Origin of the sequence: Streptomyces sp. 2323.1, from assembly GCF_900221035.1 — a bacterium.
Lineage (GTDB): Bacteria > Actinomycetota > Actinomycetes > Streptomycetales > Streptomycetaceae > Streptomyces > Streptomyces sioyaensis.
In genome coordinates this window covers 3808844-3824356 of record NZ_LT907981.1, presented here as the reverse complement: position 1 = coordinate 3824356, position 15513 = coordinate 3808844, and the positions used below count along the sequence as shown (strand labels likewise).

At 73.1% G+C, this 15513-nt stretch carries 10 protein-coding genes, 3 tRNA genes and 1 pseudogene; 8 read left to right on the top strand and 6 right to left on the bottom strand.

The features are described 5' to 3' along the window. Positions 1 to 69: 69 nt before the first annotated feature. Positions 70 to 4197 (bottom strand): response regulator, encoded by a 4128-nt coding sequence (locus tag CPH93_RS16160; protein WP_096213260.1) that lies wholly within the window; start codon positions 4195 to 4197, stop codon positions 70 to 72. A gap of 192 nt (positions 4198 to 4389) precedes the next feature. Continuing rightward, positions 4390 to 5010, bottom strand: coding sequence for an SSI family serine proteinase inhibitor (locus CPH93_RS16155; RefSeq protein WP_093484273.1), 621 nt, complete (start codon positions 5008 to 5010; stop codon positions 4390 to 4392). Positions 5011 to 5250: 240 nt separating this feature from the next. Here CPH93_RS16155 and CPH93_RS16150 point away from each other — a divergent pair. Further along, positions 5251 to 5341 (top strand) — tRNA-Ser (locus CPH93_RS16150). 536 nt (positions 5342 to 5877) lie between these two features. Further along, positions 5878 to 5950, top strand: a tRNA-Arg gene (locus tag CPH93_RS16145). Positions 5951 to 6028: 78 nt separating this feature from the next. On the opposite strand, the pseudogene CPH93_RS16140 reads toward CPH93_RS16145, so the two are convergent. Together CPH93_RS16140 and CPH93_RS36805 are read right to left on the bottom strand one after the other, a co-directional pair. Beyond that, a pseudogene (locus CPH93_RS16140) lies at positions 6029 to 6181 on the bottom strand (site-specific integrase); the annotation flags it as partial. A gap of 230 nt (positions 6182 to 6411) precedes the next feature. Then, positions 6412 to 6837: a hypothetical protein gene (locus CPH93_RS36805; RefSeq protein ID WP_096213259.1), complete on the bottom strand. Its 426-nt coding sequence runs from the start codon at positions 6835 to 6837 to the stop codon at positions 6412 to 6414. A 598-nt stretch (positions 6838 to 7435) separates the two neighbouring features. On the opposite strand from CPH93_RS36805, the gene CPH93_RS16125 reads away from it, so the two are divergent. Next, positions 7436 to 7509 (top strand) — tRNA-Met (locus tag CPH93_RS16125). A gap of 68 nt (positions 7510 to 7577) precedes the next feature. On the opposite strand, the gene CPH93_RS16120 is transcribed toward CPH93_RS16125, so the two are convergent. After that, entirely contained in the window at positions 7578 to 8378 is an 801-nt protein-coding gene (locus CPH93_RS16120; protein ID WP_096213257.1) for an NAD(P)H-dependent oxidoreductase, read from the bottom strand. A gap of 72 nt (positions 8379 to 8450) precedes the next feature. Between CPH93_RS16120 and CPH93_RS16115 the strand changes: the two genes are divergently transcribed. From CPH93_RS16115 to CPH93_RS16105, 3 genes are all read left to right on the top strand, one after another. Continuing rightward, complete coding sequence (locus CPH93_RS16115) at positions 8451 to 9503, top strand: GlxA family transcriptional regulator (RefSeq protein ID WP_231977373.1); 1053 nt, start codon at positions 8451 to 8453, stop codon at positions 9501 to 9503. Positions 9504 to 9543: 40 nt separating this feature from the next. Next, on the top strand, positions 9544 to 10506 hold the full coding sequence (locus CPH93_RS16110) for a DUF2797 domain-containing protein (protein ID WP_231977371.1): 963 nt from the start codon (positions 9544 to 9546) through the stop codon (positions 10504 to 10506). Positions 10507 to 10694: 188 nt separating this feature from the next. Then, the gene (locus tag CPH93_RS16105; RefSeq protein ID WP_096213254.1) at positions 10695 to 11570 is read left to right on the top strand and encodes an amidohydrolase family protein; all 876 of its coding nucleotides are present in this window, start codon (positions 10695 to 10697) and stop codon (positions 11568 to 11570) included. Positions 11571 to 11645: 75 nt separating this feature from the next. Here CPH93_RS16105 and CPH93_RS16100 read toward each other — a convergent pair whose 3' ends face one another. Beyond that, positions 11646 to 12191, bottom strand: coding sequence for an NADPH-dependent FMN reductase (locus CPH93_RS16100; RefSeq protein WP_096213253.1), 546 nt, complete (start codon positions 12189 to 12191; stop codon positions 11646 to 11648). A gap of 785 nt (positions 12192 to 12976) precedes the next feature. Here CPH93_RS16100 and CPH93_RS16095 point away from each other — a divergent pair. Next, positions 12977 to 13678: a response regulator transcription factor gene (locus tag CPH93_RS16095; protein WP_006604280.1), complete on the top strand. Its 702-nt coding sequence runs from the start codon at positions 12977 to 12979 to the stop codon at positions 13676 to 13678. Between the two features lie 217 nt (positions 13679 to 13895). Further along, the gene (locus CPH93_RS16090) at positions 13896 to 15473 is read left to right on the top strand and encodes a sensor histidine kinase (protein ID WP_197708768.1); all 1578 of its coding nucleotides are present in this window, start codon (positions 13896 to 13898) and stop codon (positions 15471 to 15473) included. Positions 15474 to 15513: the final 40 nt, after the last annotated feature.

Sequence of the window (15513 nt, the reverse complement as noted above, 5' to 3'; positions counted from 1 at the left end):
GCCGCCGGCCGTGAGCGGTGCTCCGGGGCCGGGCGTCCGCGGCGTGGGCGTCCGGCCCGCCGGCCGTCGTCAGTTCGTGCCGATCTTGGCGAGCAGGTCGACGATCCGGGCCTGGACCTCGGCGCTCGTGGAGCGCTCCGCCAGGAAGAGCACCGTCTCACCGACGGCCAGCCGGGGCAGCTGCGCCGGATCCATGTCGGCGGAGGTGTACACGACCAGCGGGGTGTGGTCGAGCAGCCCGTTGGCGCGCAGCCAGTCGACGATGCCGGTCCGCCGGCGGCGCACCTGCATCAGATCCATCACGACCAGGTTCGGCCGCATCTGCTGGGCGAGGGTGACCGCATCGGCGTCCGCGGAGGCCCGTGCGACCTGCATCCCGCGCCGCTCCAGCGAGGCGGTCAGGGCGGCCGCGATGTCGTCGTTCTGCTCGATCAGCAGCACCCGCGGCGGATGCACCTCACTGTCGCGCGGGGCCAGCGCCTTGAGGAGCACGGCCGGGTCGGCACCGTACGCGGCCTCCCGGGTGGCCTGCCCCAGCCCGGCCGTCACCAGGACGGGGACCTTGGCCGCGCCCGCCGCCTGACGCAGCGACTGCAGCGCGGTGCGGGTGATCGGCCCGGTCAGCGGGTCGACGAAGAGCGCCGCCGGATACGCGGCGATCTGGGCGTCCACCTCTTCACGGGAGTTGACGATCACCGGGCGGTAGCCGCGGTCGCTGAGCGCCTGCTGGGTGGCGCCGTCCGGCGCCGGCCAGACCAGCAGCCGGCGCGGATTGTCCAGCGGCTCCGGCGGCAGCTCGTCGTCCTTCGGCATCGGCTGACGGTCCATCACCTCTATGGCGCCGTTCGGACCGTCCAGCGGCTCGGGGCCCTCGCTGCCCTCGTCGGGCGCGGAGATCGCGAAGGCCCGGCCCTCGCTCGCGTCCAGCAGATGCGGCTGCGGCGGGGCGGCGGCCGGGTGCTGCGCCTGCTGCTGCGGCGGTGTCCCGGGGTGCGGATGCTGCTCGGCCGCCGCGGGCCCGGCGGCCGTCGCCCGCGCACCCTCCTGCGGCGGCGCGGCGAGCTTACGGCGGCGGCCCGAACCGGCGGACGTACCGCCGGGCGGGGTGCTGCCGGGGGGCAGCGGCGGCCGCTGCTGGTCGGCGATCTGCTGCGCGAACGGCACGCCCTGCCCGAGCGTCCGCACGCTGAACGCCCGCCCCTGCGAACCGTCGTCCTCGGTGGCGGGCGGCAGCGGCTGACGGTGCGGCGCTGCCGCGGGCCCGCCCTGCGCAGGCGCCGACGGGCCCGCGGCCTCCTCGGCAGGACTGGGGCGACCGCGCCGACGGCCGGTGGGGGCGGGGGCCTCGGCGGGCTGCTGGGGGGCGGCGGGCCGGGGCGCACCGGCCTCCGGCGCCGGGGCGATACCGGCCGCCGTGCCGGTGGCCGTACCCGTCGCCTCGGCCGGTTCGGCGGGCTGCGCCACGAGCCCCTCCGGGCCCGCCACGAAGGTGCCGGAGGACTCGGCGTCGGCCATCGCGGCCGCCGCGCGCTCCTCGGCCGCGGCCCGCCTGGCCCGCCGCCGTCCGCTCGGCTCGCTCTCCCACTCGCCCTGCGGCGGCGTGGAGTCGCCGGCCGCGGCAAGCTCGTACCCCGGCTGCGCACCGGGCACCGCCGCCTCCGGCCCGCCGGCCACCGGACGGCGCGCCCGACGGCGCCCCGAGCCGCTGCCGCCGGCCTGACCGGCCTGCTGACCGGCTTGCTGACCGGCCATCTGCTCGGCGGCCGCGGGCAGCTCCGGCAGCGACGACTGCGGGGTCCGGTCCGCCGCGGCGGGCGGCAGCGCAAAAGCGGTACGGGCACCGGACGCCTGCTGCGCCCCGGAGGCGGCGGCCGCGCCGGCGCGGTCCCCGTCCCCCTGCGCGGTGCGCTCGGGCGCCTCGGCCAGCGCCCGGCGCGCCCGCCGCCCGGCCGGCTGTACGGGGCCGAGCCCCTGGGGGCCCGCGGCCTGCGCGGGAACGTGGGCCTGACCGGGAGCCGTGGCCTGACCCGGCGCCGGGGTCTGCCCCGGAATCTGCGGGCGCGCCGGCACCGCGGCCGCCGGATCCTGGCCGGGCGCCTCGGCCGACGACGCCGCCGCCGCGGGACCATGCTCGCCGGCCGTCCCGTGGCCCGGCCGCTGCGGCGCCGCCCCGTTCGCACCGGCGGGGAGCGCGGGCAGGCCGCCGCCCTCCGTCGCCCCCTGCCGCGCCCGGCGCCGTCCGGTCGGCGGCACGCCCTCGGCCCCCGCCATGCCCGGCGGCAGCCCCGCACCGTTCGTCCCGTCACCGTGCTGCGGATGCGCTCCCGGGCCACCGTCGGTGGCACCGGAGCCCGTCTCGCTTCCCTGCTCCGCGCCCGAGTGCCGCGCCCGCCGGCGACCGGTCGGCTGCGCCCCGCCCGCCGGGGCCGGCACCGCGCCGTGTCCCGCACCACCACCGCCGAGCGGCCGGCCGGATCCACCGGTTCCGCCGTCACCACCGGCGGGGCCCTCGCCGCCTTCGTCGTCCGGACGTTCACCGGCGGCGGGGTCCGCCGCATCGCCCTGGGTGCCCCGCGCACGCGCGGCCGGCACCGGCATCACCGTCGTCTCGTTGCCGGTCAGCTCGGCCGGCCGGTCCGCCCCGGCCGTCGCGCCGTCCAGCGCCGCGCCGTCCGCCGCCACCGGCAGCTCCAGCACGTACGAGCTGCCGCCCGCACCGGACCCACCGCCGGGCGCCCCCGGCATCTCGTGCGTCTGCATCAGCCCGCCGTGCTGCCGCACGATGCCGCGGACGATCGGCTCATGAACCGGATCGCCGCCGCCGAACGGCCCGCGCACCTCGATCCGTACGACATCACCGCGCTTGGCCGCCGCCACCACGATCGTCGAATCGCCCGGGATCGGCCCCGACCGCCCGCCCAGGGCGGCCTCACCGGCCGGCATCCGGCCCGTCGAATCGACCCCCGCGACATCCGCGATCAGATGCGACAGCGCCTGGGCGATCCGCTCCGCGTCGACCGTCGCCTCTATCGGCGGCGCATGCACCGCGAACTGCGCCCGGCCCGGCCCGATCAGCTCGACCGCGCCCTCCACGCCCGCCGCGACCACGGCGTCCAGCGAAACCTTCGTGCGGTTGAGCTTCTCCTTGCCGGAGTCCAGCCGCTGATAGCTCAGGACGTTGTCCACCAGCGTCGTCATCCGAGCGTGGCCGGCCGCGAGGTGGTGCAGGATCTGGTTCGCCTCGGGCCACAGCTGCCCGGCCGGGTCGGAGGCGAGCGTGCCCAGCTCGCCCTTCAGCTCCTCCAGCGGCCCGCGCAGCGCCTGGTCGAGCACCGCCAGCAGCTGGGTGTGGCGGGCCGCCAGCGCATCGAAGGCGCGGCGGTCGGTGAAGGTCATCACCGCGCCGACGAGCTGATCCCCGTCCCGCACCGGCGCCGTCGTCAGATCGACGGACACCGCACGCCCGTCCTTCGCCCACAGCGCCTGCCCGCGCACCCGGTGCTTGCGCCCCGACTTGAGCGTGTCGGCCAGCGGGGTGTCCTCCCACGGCAGCGCCGAGCCGTCCGCCCGGGAATGGTGGATCAGCGGATGCAGCTCCTTGCCGCCCAGCTCACTCGCCCGGTAGCCGAGGATCTGCGCCGCGGACGGATTGACGAGCACGACCTTGCCCTCGGCGTCGACCCCGATCACACCCTCGGCCGCGGCCCGCAGGATCATCTCGGTCTGCCGCTGCTGGCGGGCCAGCTCGGTCTCGGTGTCCAGCGTCCCGGTCAGATCACGGACCACGAGCATCAGCAGCTCGTTGCCCGTATAGCCGTTGCGGTGATCGGCGTACGCGGCCTCGAAGGCCGACTCGTACGGCGTCCGGCCGTCCTCCAGATTCGCGCTGGTCACCTCGACCAGCAGCTCGGTCCCGTCCGTCCGCCGCGCGACCATCCGCGTCGGCTTCGTACGGGTGCGCTCCTCCTCCTCGTCCCGGCGCCGCATGGAACCCGGGATCCGCTTGGAGTCGAAGGACGGCAGCAGATCGAGCAGCCCGCGCCCCACGAGGGCGGTGCCCGGCGCCTCGAAGGTCTCCAGCGCGATGGTGTTGGCGTTGACGACCGTGCCGTTGCAGTTCACGAGCAACAGGGCGTCGGGGAGGGCGTCGAGTATGGCTGCGAGGCGAGCAGCGCCTCGGGATGGCCTGCTGCTCACGACGACGCTTCCTCCCTGTTACCGCACCTTGCCGATCCACCGTGGCGGATCGCTGGGATGGAGTCTACGGGCACTTGCCCGGGACGCGGAGGCGGATGACGAGGAGGTAATGCCGCGGCCTTGTGCGACTCACCGCACGCCCGACATGTGCCCCTCGTCCTGACCTGCCGCGCTACTACGGCATGAACCGGGTCATGAACGGGTCGAGGGGAGCAGGGGTTCGAAGCGCCCCCAGCGGTCGATCTCACACCCATTGGTGCGCCGGAAATCCGCGTTGACGGGACGCCCCGCCCAGGTCCCGGTGACATGGGCGGTGGCCGGGCCGCCGTACATCATCGTGCAGTTCGCACCCTGCGGCACGGCGGCGAACGGGTCCCTGCCCCACCTCGTCATCCCGTCGAGCTTCGCGCAGGCGTCCTTGACATGGAGGTGGTTGCCGCCGCCGGGGTGGCAATACAGCTCGAAGGTGCCGTCGGTCCGCGCCGAGCCGGAGTGCTGGACGGTGACGGTGAGGTGGTCGCCGACCGCGAGCGCGGGCGCCGCCGGCCCGTGGCCGGCCGGGAGGTAGTGACCGTCGGGCGTGCGGGGGCCGGCGGCATGGTGGCCGGCGCCGACGAGGCCGTCACCGGACCAGTGATGCGGCAGCGGGATCGGGGCGGCGGATGCGACGGGCGCCGCCAGGGCCAGCACGGCGGCGGAGGCGAGCGACACCATGGCCGCCGTGGCGGACCGGCGGGCGCCGGCCGTGGCGCTGGCGCCGACGGCTGCGGCTGCGGCAGCGGAGAAGAGGGATGACGTCCGGTGGTGCGGCATCACAGGCTCCAGAGGCGAGTGCGGGGCGGCACGGGGTGCGTACACGCCGGGGGCGCACGACAACGGCGTCGCGACGGCCCCACACTCCTAACGCGCCGCCGCCCCCGACGTTGCGCTGCAGGAACGTCTTTGCCGGGCGGCCCGCGCGCCTAGTACCGTAGGGGGCGATTGGTGACAGCCCTTGGAGCTGTGCCATCATCTGGACACGCCACAGCGTTCATGTGCGCGCGTGGAGTGTGTGGAGGCGTCGCCTAGTCCGGTCTATGGCGCCGCACTGCTAATGCGGTTTGGGGCTTACCCCCCATCGAGGGTTCAAATCCCTCCGCCTCCGCTCTTCTTCGCTCAGGCCCTGGTCTCCTCGACTGGGGCCTGAGCGCTTTCCGGGCCGGAATGATCACGACCTGGATCGCTGCTCGGGTCCGCTGGAGCTTTGGGCCTGGTGTTCCGCCTGGCTTCCGGCCCCGACGGCCGGTGTCCTGGGTTCCGTCCATGCGCGGCGGGCCGGGGCAGCAGCGGCCTGGCCTGGGAGGGCACCCCCTCCCCATCGCTCCGGAGATCCCGCACCACGTGGTCCGGATGTGGCGCGCGTCACCACCGCCATCGAACTCGACGCCCTCGGGACCCTCGCCACCTTCGGCGCTCTTGACGGCCGACGTCCGGCACCGCTTCCGAAGAGGGCTACACCCGCCCGAACTTCGCCCGGATCATCGAGAACGCCCCCTGGCCCAAGTAACCCCGAGAACACCCCCGAGAGAGGCGTTTCTGCAGGTCAGCCGCGCTACGGGCAATGGATTTCGCCTCACGGCGCAGGTCATGTAATGTTGTTCCCGCAACGCCGACCGGCAAGAAAAACCGCCGGAAAGCCAAGCGCTCGTAGCTTAACGGATAGAGCATCTGACTACGGATCAGAAGGTTGCAGGTTCGAATCCTGCCGAGCGCACAGCAGGTCAAAGCCCCCGCCGGGTAATCCGGACGGGGGCTTTTTCGTGCCGTACAGCAGCGAAGTACAGCAACCGCGTCAGCCGGCGCGACCCATCGCTTCCGAGAGCTTGCCGAGGGCGGCGCGCACCTCTTCCTCACTCGCTTCGGCGTAGACCTCCATCGTCATCGCGATCTGCGAGTGCCGGAGGATCCGCTGCGCGATCTTCGGGTGAACCTTCAGGGTGACCAGCGGGTGGGCGGCGCGGGCGCGGTCGGGTTTCGGCGCGGTGCCGGTCGGGGTCTGCTCAGTCGGCGGCGTGGCTGGGCCTCCCTGCGGCGCGACGGCGAGGGTGCTGCTCGTCGAGGTGTCGCTCATGGTGCACCCCTGGTGTGGTGGGCACCTGCTCCTGGCGGCGGACATGCGAAAGGGGCCCGCTCCCGGCGGGCCCCTTGGGGTCCTTGGTGTCCTGTGCTACCTCATCAGCAGCCCGGGAACGTCGCCGACGGGGTTTCGAAGGTCCCTTGCCCCTGGACCTTGAGCAGGCCAACGGCGCTCTTGCAGGGCCAGCTCATCTTCCAGGTGTTGGTGGCCCGGTCGCCGTCGCTGATGGTCTCCAGCCCGGCGTACGACGACGACCCGTTCATGCGATACCCGAGTTGCGCCTTGATGTTCGCGCCACCCTTTTTGGTGTAGATGACATCGATGGACTGGGGCCGGCTGTTCATGACGATGCAGAGTTGCCCCTTGCTCAAGCTGGTGCACTTGACATGGTCCGACCCGGACATCACCTTCTGCGACGCGTGGGTGGGCGCCGCCTCGGCTCCGGCCGCATGGGCCGGAACAGTGAGAAGAGAGAAACCAACGGCCGCACACGCGGCGGCTGCCAGTGAGACACGACGAATCATGGAGATCCCCCCGTTCAGTAGTTGTCTGACGGTACAAAGGATCAATCGCTAGAGCGACGCAATTTCAGACAATCTTCCGCCTTGTTCGAGTCGAAGGCATGAGAGTTGTCGCCTGGGTCCGCGAGCCCCTGACGTGGCCGTGAAGCCGGAAGCGATGGCGTCGGGACCCGACAAGGCCGACGGAGATCGCAACGATCGGACACGGAATCCGGCCGACGTGCCGCCCCAGCCCGCGACGACGACCGGTGGCATCCTCCACTGCACCTCACCGTGGAACATCGAGGACGAGAGCCTGACCGTCATCTCCTACATCCACCGCACCGGACTGTGATGCAGCTGCCGGCGAGCACCCGGACGGCGCGCACGCGGAGGCTGCCCCTTCGGTGGCCCGTACAGCAGGGAAATGCAGCAACTACAGCAACCGACCTCGTCCAGGGCGGCGGAGGGTGGCCGCGGGGGGGCGTCGTGGACGTAGGGCACGGTCGTGGCGGGCAGAAGTGCACGTCGGCCCAAGGGGAGGCAGTTGTGGGATGCGGGGTAGGGCCGGGGAAAACGATTAGGTGTTGGTGCGGGAGTCGCGTAGGGTTTGGTTTGCCGACGCGGGGTGGAGCAGCTCGGTAGCTCGCTGGGCTCATAACCCAGAGGTCGCAGGTTCAAATCCTGTCCCCGCTACTGATGCCGCAGACCCGGTGGAATTCGCTTCCACCGGGTCTGCGGCTTTTTTGTATGTGGTTCGGGGGTCAGAGGTGGACCGGTGGGGGTGGGGCTGTGTAGTGGGCGGCCGGGCCGGTGGGGAGGGGGGACGGCTGGGGCAGGTCGGGGTGTAGGAGGAGGTTGTCGTCGTAGTCGCCGCCGTTTTGGTGGCGGAAGGGGAGCGGGTCGGTGGTGGGGAGGGTGCGCAGGCGCTCGCGTAGGCGGGTGGCGGCGGTGGCGTAGGCGGTCGGGGTGGCGCGGTCCGCGCTGGGGATCAGAAGGGGCGGGACGACGGAGATCCCCGTGTACCAGAGGGTGCCGTGCTGGAGGGGGAAGAGGAGGTCGTTGAGGTCTCCGTTGACGCCGCGGGGGCCGAGGGTGGCGGCGCGGGCGCCGGCGGTGGTGACGACCAGGGCGCGCTTGCCGGTGAGTTTGCCGGCGCCGTAGCGCAGGGGGCGGCCGGTGGCGGGGTCGGTGAGGCCGAAGGCGAAGCCCTTGACGAAGACACGGTCGAACCAGCCCTTGAGGATGGCGGGCATTCCGTACCACCAGAGGGGGAACTGGACGATCAAGGTGTCGGCCCAGGTGAGTTTTTCCTGTTCGGCGCGGATGTCGGGGGCCAAGTGGCCGTCTGTGTAGGCGCGTTGGGAGGCCTCGCCGACGAGGAGGCGGTCGGTCGGGTCGTGGTCGTAGTCGGCGGCGTCGACCACCGGGTTCCACTTCATGGCGTACAGGTCGGAGGCGCGGTGCTGGTGGCCGTGGGCGTCGAGGGTGCGCAGGCCTTCGGTCATGAGGGCGCCGCTCAGTGAGCGCTGGTCGGGGTGGGCGAACAGCCAGAGGACCTTCATGTCGTCCACTCTCCGCGCATGGAAGGGGGACGAACGAGTGGCCCGATGGTCAATGTGTGCAAGGATCGGGCCATGGGTGTGAAGGGGAGCAGCGGCCGGGTCGTCCCGGAGGGCGGGCGGCGGCACCGGGTGGTGGTGCTGGTGCGGGACGGGATGCTGCCCATGGAGGTCGGCATCGTGCACCGGATCTTCGGGGAGGCGCGGTCGGCGGACGGGGAGCGGCTGTATGAGCTGGTGACCTGTGCGCTGCGGCCGGGTGAGGTGCTGACGGACACGGACTTCACGGTGCAGGTCGCGCATGGGCCGGAGGCGCTGGCGACGGCCGACACCGTGGTCGTACCGGCATCCGGGGCGGACTACGACCGCAGCGAGGGGTGTGGTGCCGGGCGGCTGAGTACGGAATTGGCCCAGGCGCTGGGGCGGATCCGGCCCGGCACCCGGATCGCGTCGATCTGTACGGGGGCGTTCGTGCTGGCCGCGGCCGGTTTGCTGGACGGTCGGCGGGCGACCACGCACTGGCGGTCGGTGGACGATTTCCGTCGGCTGTTTCCCTCGGTCGAGCTGGATGCGGACGTGCTGTACACGGACTGCGGCGAGGTGCTGACGGCGGCCGGCGTCGCCTCCGGGATCGATCTGTGTCTGCACATGGTCCGGTGTGATCACGGGGCGGCGGTGGCCAACGAGGTGGCGCGGCGGACGGTCGTGCCGCCGCACCGGGAGGGCGGCCAGGCGCAGTACATCCAGCGGCCGGTGCCGGAGCCGCAGGTGTCCTCCACGGGCGCGGCGCGAGCCTGGGCGCTGGACCATCTGGACCGGCCGCTGAGTCTGCGGGAACTGGCGGCGCGGGAGTCGATGAGCGTACGGACCTTCACACGGCGCTTCCGGGAGGAGGCCGGGGTCTCGCCGCTCCAGTGGCTGACGCAGCAACGGATCGAGCGCGCCCGGCAGTTGCTGGAGGAGACGGAGCTGACGGTGGACCGGATCGCGGCGGAGGCGGGCTTCGGGACGGCGGCCTCGCTCCGGCAGCATCTGCAGTCGGCGGTGGGGGTCTCGCCGCGGGCCTATCGGAGCACGTTTCGGGGGTCGCCGGGGAACGGGGGCGGGCCGAACGGCGGCGGGGGCTGAGGGCGGCCGCGTTGTCAGTGGGTGGTCGTACGCTGGCGGTGTGTGGCGATGTACGGGACCGCGCTGGTCAGGCGGCGGGCCGGAGCCGGAGGGGCGGTTCGGTCAGCGGCTCGGTTGGTACTGCGCCGAGCGCGGTGCGGAGCGGACGAGCTTGCTCCGCGCGGGCAAGACGCTGGCCTTCGCCGCGCAGGGGGAGCGGCGCTGTCTGGGGGTGCGGCGGGCCGGCCGATGGATCGTGTGCCCGTACGACGCGGTGCTCGACGGGGCGAGCGCCAAGGACCAGTGCGCGCGCTGCGCCCAGCTGGACCGGTCGCGTTCGGTGGCGGCGGACACCATGGCCGACGATCCGCGTCCGTACGGCGTCTATCTCGCGTACTTCGGGCCCGGCCTGCTGAAGGTGGGGATCACGGCTGCCGAGCGAGGGGCGGCCCGGCTGGTGGAGCAGGGCGCGGTGGCGTACGCATGGCTGGGGCGCGGGCCGCTGATGGCGGCGCGGCGGGCGGAGGCGGTGCTGGGGAGCGCGCTGGCGGTGCCCGACAGGTTCACGAAGTCGGCGAAGCGGGCGGCGCGCGGGGCGCTGCCCCCGGTGGCGGACCGGGTGGCCGAGCTTGCCCGACTGCACGCCAGGGCACAGGAGCCGGCGCTCTGGCCGGAGACGCTGGAGCAGGTGGAGTTCGCGTGTACGGACCATACGGAGCTGTTCGGGCTCGACCGGATTCCGGGTGAGGTGGCGGAGCTGGGTGGGATGACGGCGGGGGCGGAAGTGGTGGGGGAGGTGCTGGCCGGGGTGGGGGCGGATGTGTATCTGCGGTTGGCGGGGGAGTGGGGGCGGGGGCAGGGAGACGGGCCGGGGGTTGGTGGGGTGGTTGCGGTGATGGATGCGCGGGTGTTGTCGGGGTGGGTGTTGGGGGCGGCTGGGGGGCGGGTGACGACGGTTCCGGTGCGGGCCGCGGTAGCTGGGGTGGGGGAGCGGGAGGGGGTTGGGCAGGAGGGGTTGTTCTGAGGCGGGGGGTGGTGCGCCGGGTGGGGGCCGAGGTGGGGAGTGTTGGCCGGGGGGAAAGTGACTGATGGGGATTGTTCCGAGGGCCGGTGGGGGCGTTAGATGCTGGGTACAGGTAGCTGGTGCATGGTGCAGGTAGCCCGTGCCGGGCGGGGTCCGTAGGGGCGCAACCGTAAGGGGAGGGGCCCGGCGTGGCGGACGGTGATGAGCGGGTCGGCGCGTTCTGGCGGGAGTTGGGGCTTCCGGGGCTGATCGATGTGCATACGCACTTCATGCCCGAGCGGGTGATGGCGAAGGTCTGGGCGTACTTCGACGCGGCCGGGCCGCTGGTGGGCAAGGCATGGCCGATCGCCTACCGGTTCGAGGAGGACGAGCGGCTGGCGGTGCTGCGCGGCTTCGGGGTACGGGCATTCACCTCGATGATCTATCCGCACAAGCCGGGAATGGCGCAGTGGCTCAACGGCTGGGCGGCCGGCTTCGCGGCCCGTACGCCCGGCTGTCTGCGGACCGCGACGTTCTTTCCGGAGGACGGTGCCGGCCGGTACGTGTGCGACGAACTCGGGGACGGGGCCCGGGTCTTCAAGGCGCATGTGCAGGTGGGCGGGTACGACCCGGCCGATGCGCAGCTCGAACCGGTGTGGGGTGCGCTCGCGGAGGCAGGTGTGCCGGTGGTCATCCACTGCGGCTCGGGACCGGCGCCCGGCAAGCACACCGGGCCCGACCCGATCGCGCGGGTGCTGGCCCGCCATCCCCGGCTGCGGTTGATCATCGCCCACATGGGGATGCCGGAGTACGCCGACTTCCTGGACCTCGCACAGCGCTATCCCGGTGTGCACCTCGATACGACGATGGCCTTCACCGACTTCTCCGAGCGGGCCGCGCCGTTCCCACGGGAGGAGCTCGCTCGGCTGAAGGACCTCGGCGAACGGGTGCTGTTCGGCAGCGACTTCCCCAACATCCCCTACGGGTACGCGCATGCGCTGGAGGCACTCACCCGGCTGGAGCTGGGCGAGGAGTGGCTGCGGGGGGTCTGTTACGGGAACGCGGCGCGGTTGTTCGGCGTGTGAGGGAGCGGGGCGGGTCGGGTCGGCGAACGGTGGGGTGGGTGCCTGCCGGGGCTGTCGGGCGTTCCGGGGCGGGGGTCAGGGCGTGAGCGGGGAAGCGGCGGCCGTGGCCAGGTGAGTCATGGCCACGCCCAGATCGGCGAGGGTCTCCTCGTCCGCCACGCGTTCGGTGGCCGGGTCGATCTTCGGGCCGATGGCAGGGATTTCACGGCACGCCGCCGTCACGACCCCGCCGGTCATCATGCGCAGGGTCTCGCGGAGCTGGGCGTTGGCGTGGTCGCCGCCGGTGGGGAACGGTGACGCGGTGATCACCGCGACGGGCTTGTTGACGCATTCGCCGCTGCTGACCAGCCAGTCGAGCGCGTTCTTGAGGACGCCGGGGACGCCGTGTGCGTACTCGGGGCTGACGAGGAGCAGGGCATCGGCGGCGGCGACCGCGGTGCGCAGGGCGGCGACGGGGGCGGGGGGTGTGGCGTCCTCGCCGTCCAGGTCGGGATTGAAGTGCGGGAGCGCGCCGATGTCCGCGAGGGCGGTCGGGCCGTCCCAGAGGGCGAGGGCGGAGCGCAGCACCGCGCCGTTGGAGGAGCGTGCCCGCAGACTGCCGGAGAGGGCGAGGAGTCTCATGGTGTGACGGTACGCGGCACCTGGGAGGAGAGTGGGCCGGGGATGGGCGGACGGGACGGGCGATGGGGCGGCCACGGCACCGGCGACGGGACGGGCGATGGGGCGGCCACGGCACCGGCGACGAGGGCGGCGACGGGACGGGCTGCGTGGGGTGTTGCGGTCGGTGTCCTTGGCGGTGTCGGTGTGCGTCCGCGGGCGGCCACCGGTAGGCGTCTGTGGAGGTGTCGGCGTGGGGGCCTAGGTGGTGTCGGCGGGCGCCGGGTGGGGGTGCGTACGGAGCGAATGTGCTGGTCAGGGCGATTGTCAGTGGCTGGTGCGATGCTTTGCATGTGGTGATCGACCTGGACCGCGCGGGGGGCGGCCCAGGTCGGTCGGGGACGCGCACGGCCGGGGTGGGACGGCCCGACCGAACCCGCGAGCCAGCCCCAACGGGCAGGCTCTGGCAGGCCGTTGGTGGCTCAGCCGGGGGGCGCTGGCGGTCTGCCGCTGGGGGGCTGCCCCCGGTGGGTTGCCGCTGGCGAGCTGCCCCTGGTGGGTTGCCGTTCTTGGGCCGGCGCGGGGGTTGGAGCGGGGTGGGGTGGGGTGGGGTGGGGGCGGGGCCCCCGGGGGAGGGGGAAGCGAAGCAAGGGGGATTCTCAGGAAATTCACAGAAAGGCGCAAGGAAGCTTTCACGGCGGTGTCCCAAGCTCGCTGACATGACCGTGACTTCGTCGTCCTCAGCGTCGTTTCGTACGCCGGCTTCGGCCTCGTCCTCCAGGGGGGCGCCCGCGAAGCAGCCGGAGCTGTTGCGGGCCGACGGCAGTCCCGTACGGGTCCTGGTCGTGGACGACGAGTCCTCGCTCGCAGATCTGCTGTCCCTCGCGCTGCGCTACGAGGGATGGGACATCCGGGCGGAGGGAGACGGCGCGAGCGCGCTGCGCTGCGCCCGTAGTTGGCGGCCGGATGCGGTGCTGCTCGATGTGATGCTGCCGGACATGAACGGGCTGACGGTGCTCGGACGGCTGCGGCGTGAACTGCCGGATGTTCCGGTGCTGTTCCTGACCGCCAAGGACGCGGTCGAGGACCGGATCGCCGGGCTGACCGCGGGCGGCGACGACTATGTCACCAAGCCGTTCAGCCTGGAGGAGGTCGTGGCCCGGCTGCGGGGGCTGCTGCGCCGGGCCGGGGCGGCGGCCGCGCGGAGCGAGTCGCGGCTGACGGTGGGCGATCTGGTGCTCGACGAGGACAGCCATGAGGTGTGGCGGGACGGCCAGGAGATCCATCTGACGGCCACCGAGTTCGAGCTGCTGCGCTATCTGATGCGCAATCCGCGGCGGGTGCTGAGCAAGACGCAGATCCTCGACCGGGTCTGGAGCTATGACTTCGGGGGCCAGGCCAACGTCGTGGAGCTCTACATCTCGTATCTGCGGCGGAAGATCGATGCGGGGCGGGCGCCGATGATTCACACCCGCCGGGGCGCGGGCTATCTGATCAAGCCCGGTGGGTAGACGACTGACCGGGCGGGCGGCCGGCCGGACGGGGAGCGGGAAGCCTGGCCCGCAGGGCGCTTTTACGACATCCGGGCGGCGGGAGCCGAGCGAACCGGACGAGACGCCGGGGCTGCACCAGCCGACCGAGTCCCTTCCCCTCGCGCCGACCCCACCCGCCCCCACCCCCCGGCGCCGCTGGTCCCTCCGTACCCGGCTCGTCGTGTCGGCCGTGGTCATGATCGCCGTCGTCGGGGCGGTCATCGGGACGGTGACGACCATTGCCCTGCACGCCTATCTGCAGGGGCAGTTGGACCGGCAGGTCAAGGACTCCGTGCACCGGGTGGAGGCCCCGCGGCCGCACGATCCGATGCGGCTTCATGACAATGACCTGGACTTTGTGGCGCTCGGGGGGCAGCCCCTGGGGACGGTGGGGGCGCGGATCGGACCCGACGGGACGGTCCAGGACGGGGCCAAGCTGAGCAACGCGACCAGGCGGCTGCCCGAGGACCGGCTGGCGTCGCTGGACGGGAACCAGCTCGCCGCGCTGAACGCGGTCCCGCGGGACGGCAGGCCGCACACCGCTGAGGTGCCCGGGCTGGGGGACTACCGGGTGCAGTCCGCCAAGCACGGCTCGCTGGTGCTCGGCCTGCCGCTGCGCTATGTCCAGGACACGGTCGGCCGGCTCGTCCTCATCGAGGGGTGTGTGACGCTGGCCGGGCTGATCGCGGCCGGGATCGCCGGATCCGCGATGGTCGGTATCGCGCTGCGGCCGCTGCGCAGGGTCGCCGCGACCGCCACCCGCGTCTCCGAACTCCCGCTCCACCGGGGCGAGGTGGCGCTGCATGTGCGGGTGCCGGCGTCCGAGTCGGACGGGCGGACGGAAGTGGGGCAGGTCGGCGCGGCGCTGAACCGGATGCTGGGGCATGTCGGTGCGGCGCTCTCGGCCCGTCAGGAGAGCGAGATGCGGGTCCGGCGGTTCGTCGCCGACGCCAGCCATGAGCTGCGCACGCCGCTCGCGTCGATCCGCGGCTATGCCGAGCTGACCCGGCGCGGACGGGAGCAGCCGGGGCCGGAGACCCGGCACGCACTGGGGCGGATCGAGTCGGAGGCGGAGCGGATGACGGGGCTGGTGGAGGACCTGCTGCTGCTGGCCCGGCTCGACTCCGGGCGGCCGCTTTCGTATGCGGGCACCGATCTGTCGCCGCTGGTGGTCGATGCGGTGAGCGATGCGCGGGTGGCGGGACCCGGTCACCGGTGGCGGCTGGAGCTGCCCGACGAGCCGGCGCTGGTGTACGGCGACGGGGGGCGGCTGCACCAGGTCCTGGTGAATCTGCTGGCCAACGCCCGTACCCATACGCCGGAGGGGACCACGGTGACCGCCCGGGTGCGCGTGGCCGGCCGCGGCGGCGCGGTGCGGCTGGACGTGCAGGACGACGGACCCGGCATTCCGGCCGGGCTGCTCCCGCATGTCTTCGAGCGCTTTGCGCGGGGCGATGCCTCGCGCTCGCGGACCGCCGGGAGCACGGGGCTCGGCCTCGCCATCGTGCAGGCGGTGGTCGCCGCGCACGGGGGCACGGTCGGGGTGGAGAGCGTGCCGGGACGGACCGTCTTCACGGTGAGGCTGCCGGCGGCCACGTCGGACGCTGCGCCGGCCGCCGCCGGGTCGCCGGACGCACACGGGCCCGCGTACGGCCCCACACCTGCCCCCGACCGGACCCCGGCGCCCGCACCCGCCCCCGTAAAGGCACCCGCCCACGCACCCCCGCACACGCCCCCGTCACCCCCACCCACACCCCCCGCCCCCCACTCATAGCCCAGCCACAGCCTCAGCACACCGCCGTGACAGCGGGGTT

What these genes read in the sequence shown, in the direction of transcription:
- CPH93_RS16155 (WP_093484273.1), bottom strand. Translation starts at nt 5,010, where the DNA reads ATGCCGCACCACCGGACGTCATCCCTCTTCTCCGCTGCCGCAGCCGCA.
- CPH93_RS36805 (WP_096213259.1), bottom strand. Translation starts at nt 6,837, where the DNA reads ATGATTCGTCGTGTCTCACTGGCAGCCGCCGCGTGTGCGGCCGTTGGT.
- CPH93_RS16120 (WP_096213257.1), bottom strand. Translation starts at nt 8,378, where the DNA reads ATGAAGGTCCTCTGGCTGTTCGCCCACCCCGACCAGCGCTCACTGAGC.
- CPH93_RS16115 (WP_231977373.1), top strand. Translation starts at nt 8,451, where the DNA reads ATGGGTGTGAAGGGGAGCAGCGGCCGGGTCGTCCCGGAGGGCGGGCGG.
- CPH93_RS16100 (WP_096213253.1), bottom strand. Translation starts at nt 12,191, where the DNA reads ATGAGACTCCTCGCCCTCTCCGGCAGTCTGCGGGCACGCTCCTCCAAC.
- CPH93_RS16090 (WP_197708768.1), top strand. Translation starts at nt 13,896, where the DNA reads ATGATCGCCGTCGTCGGGGCGGTCATCGGGACGGTGACGACCATTGCC.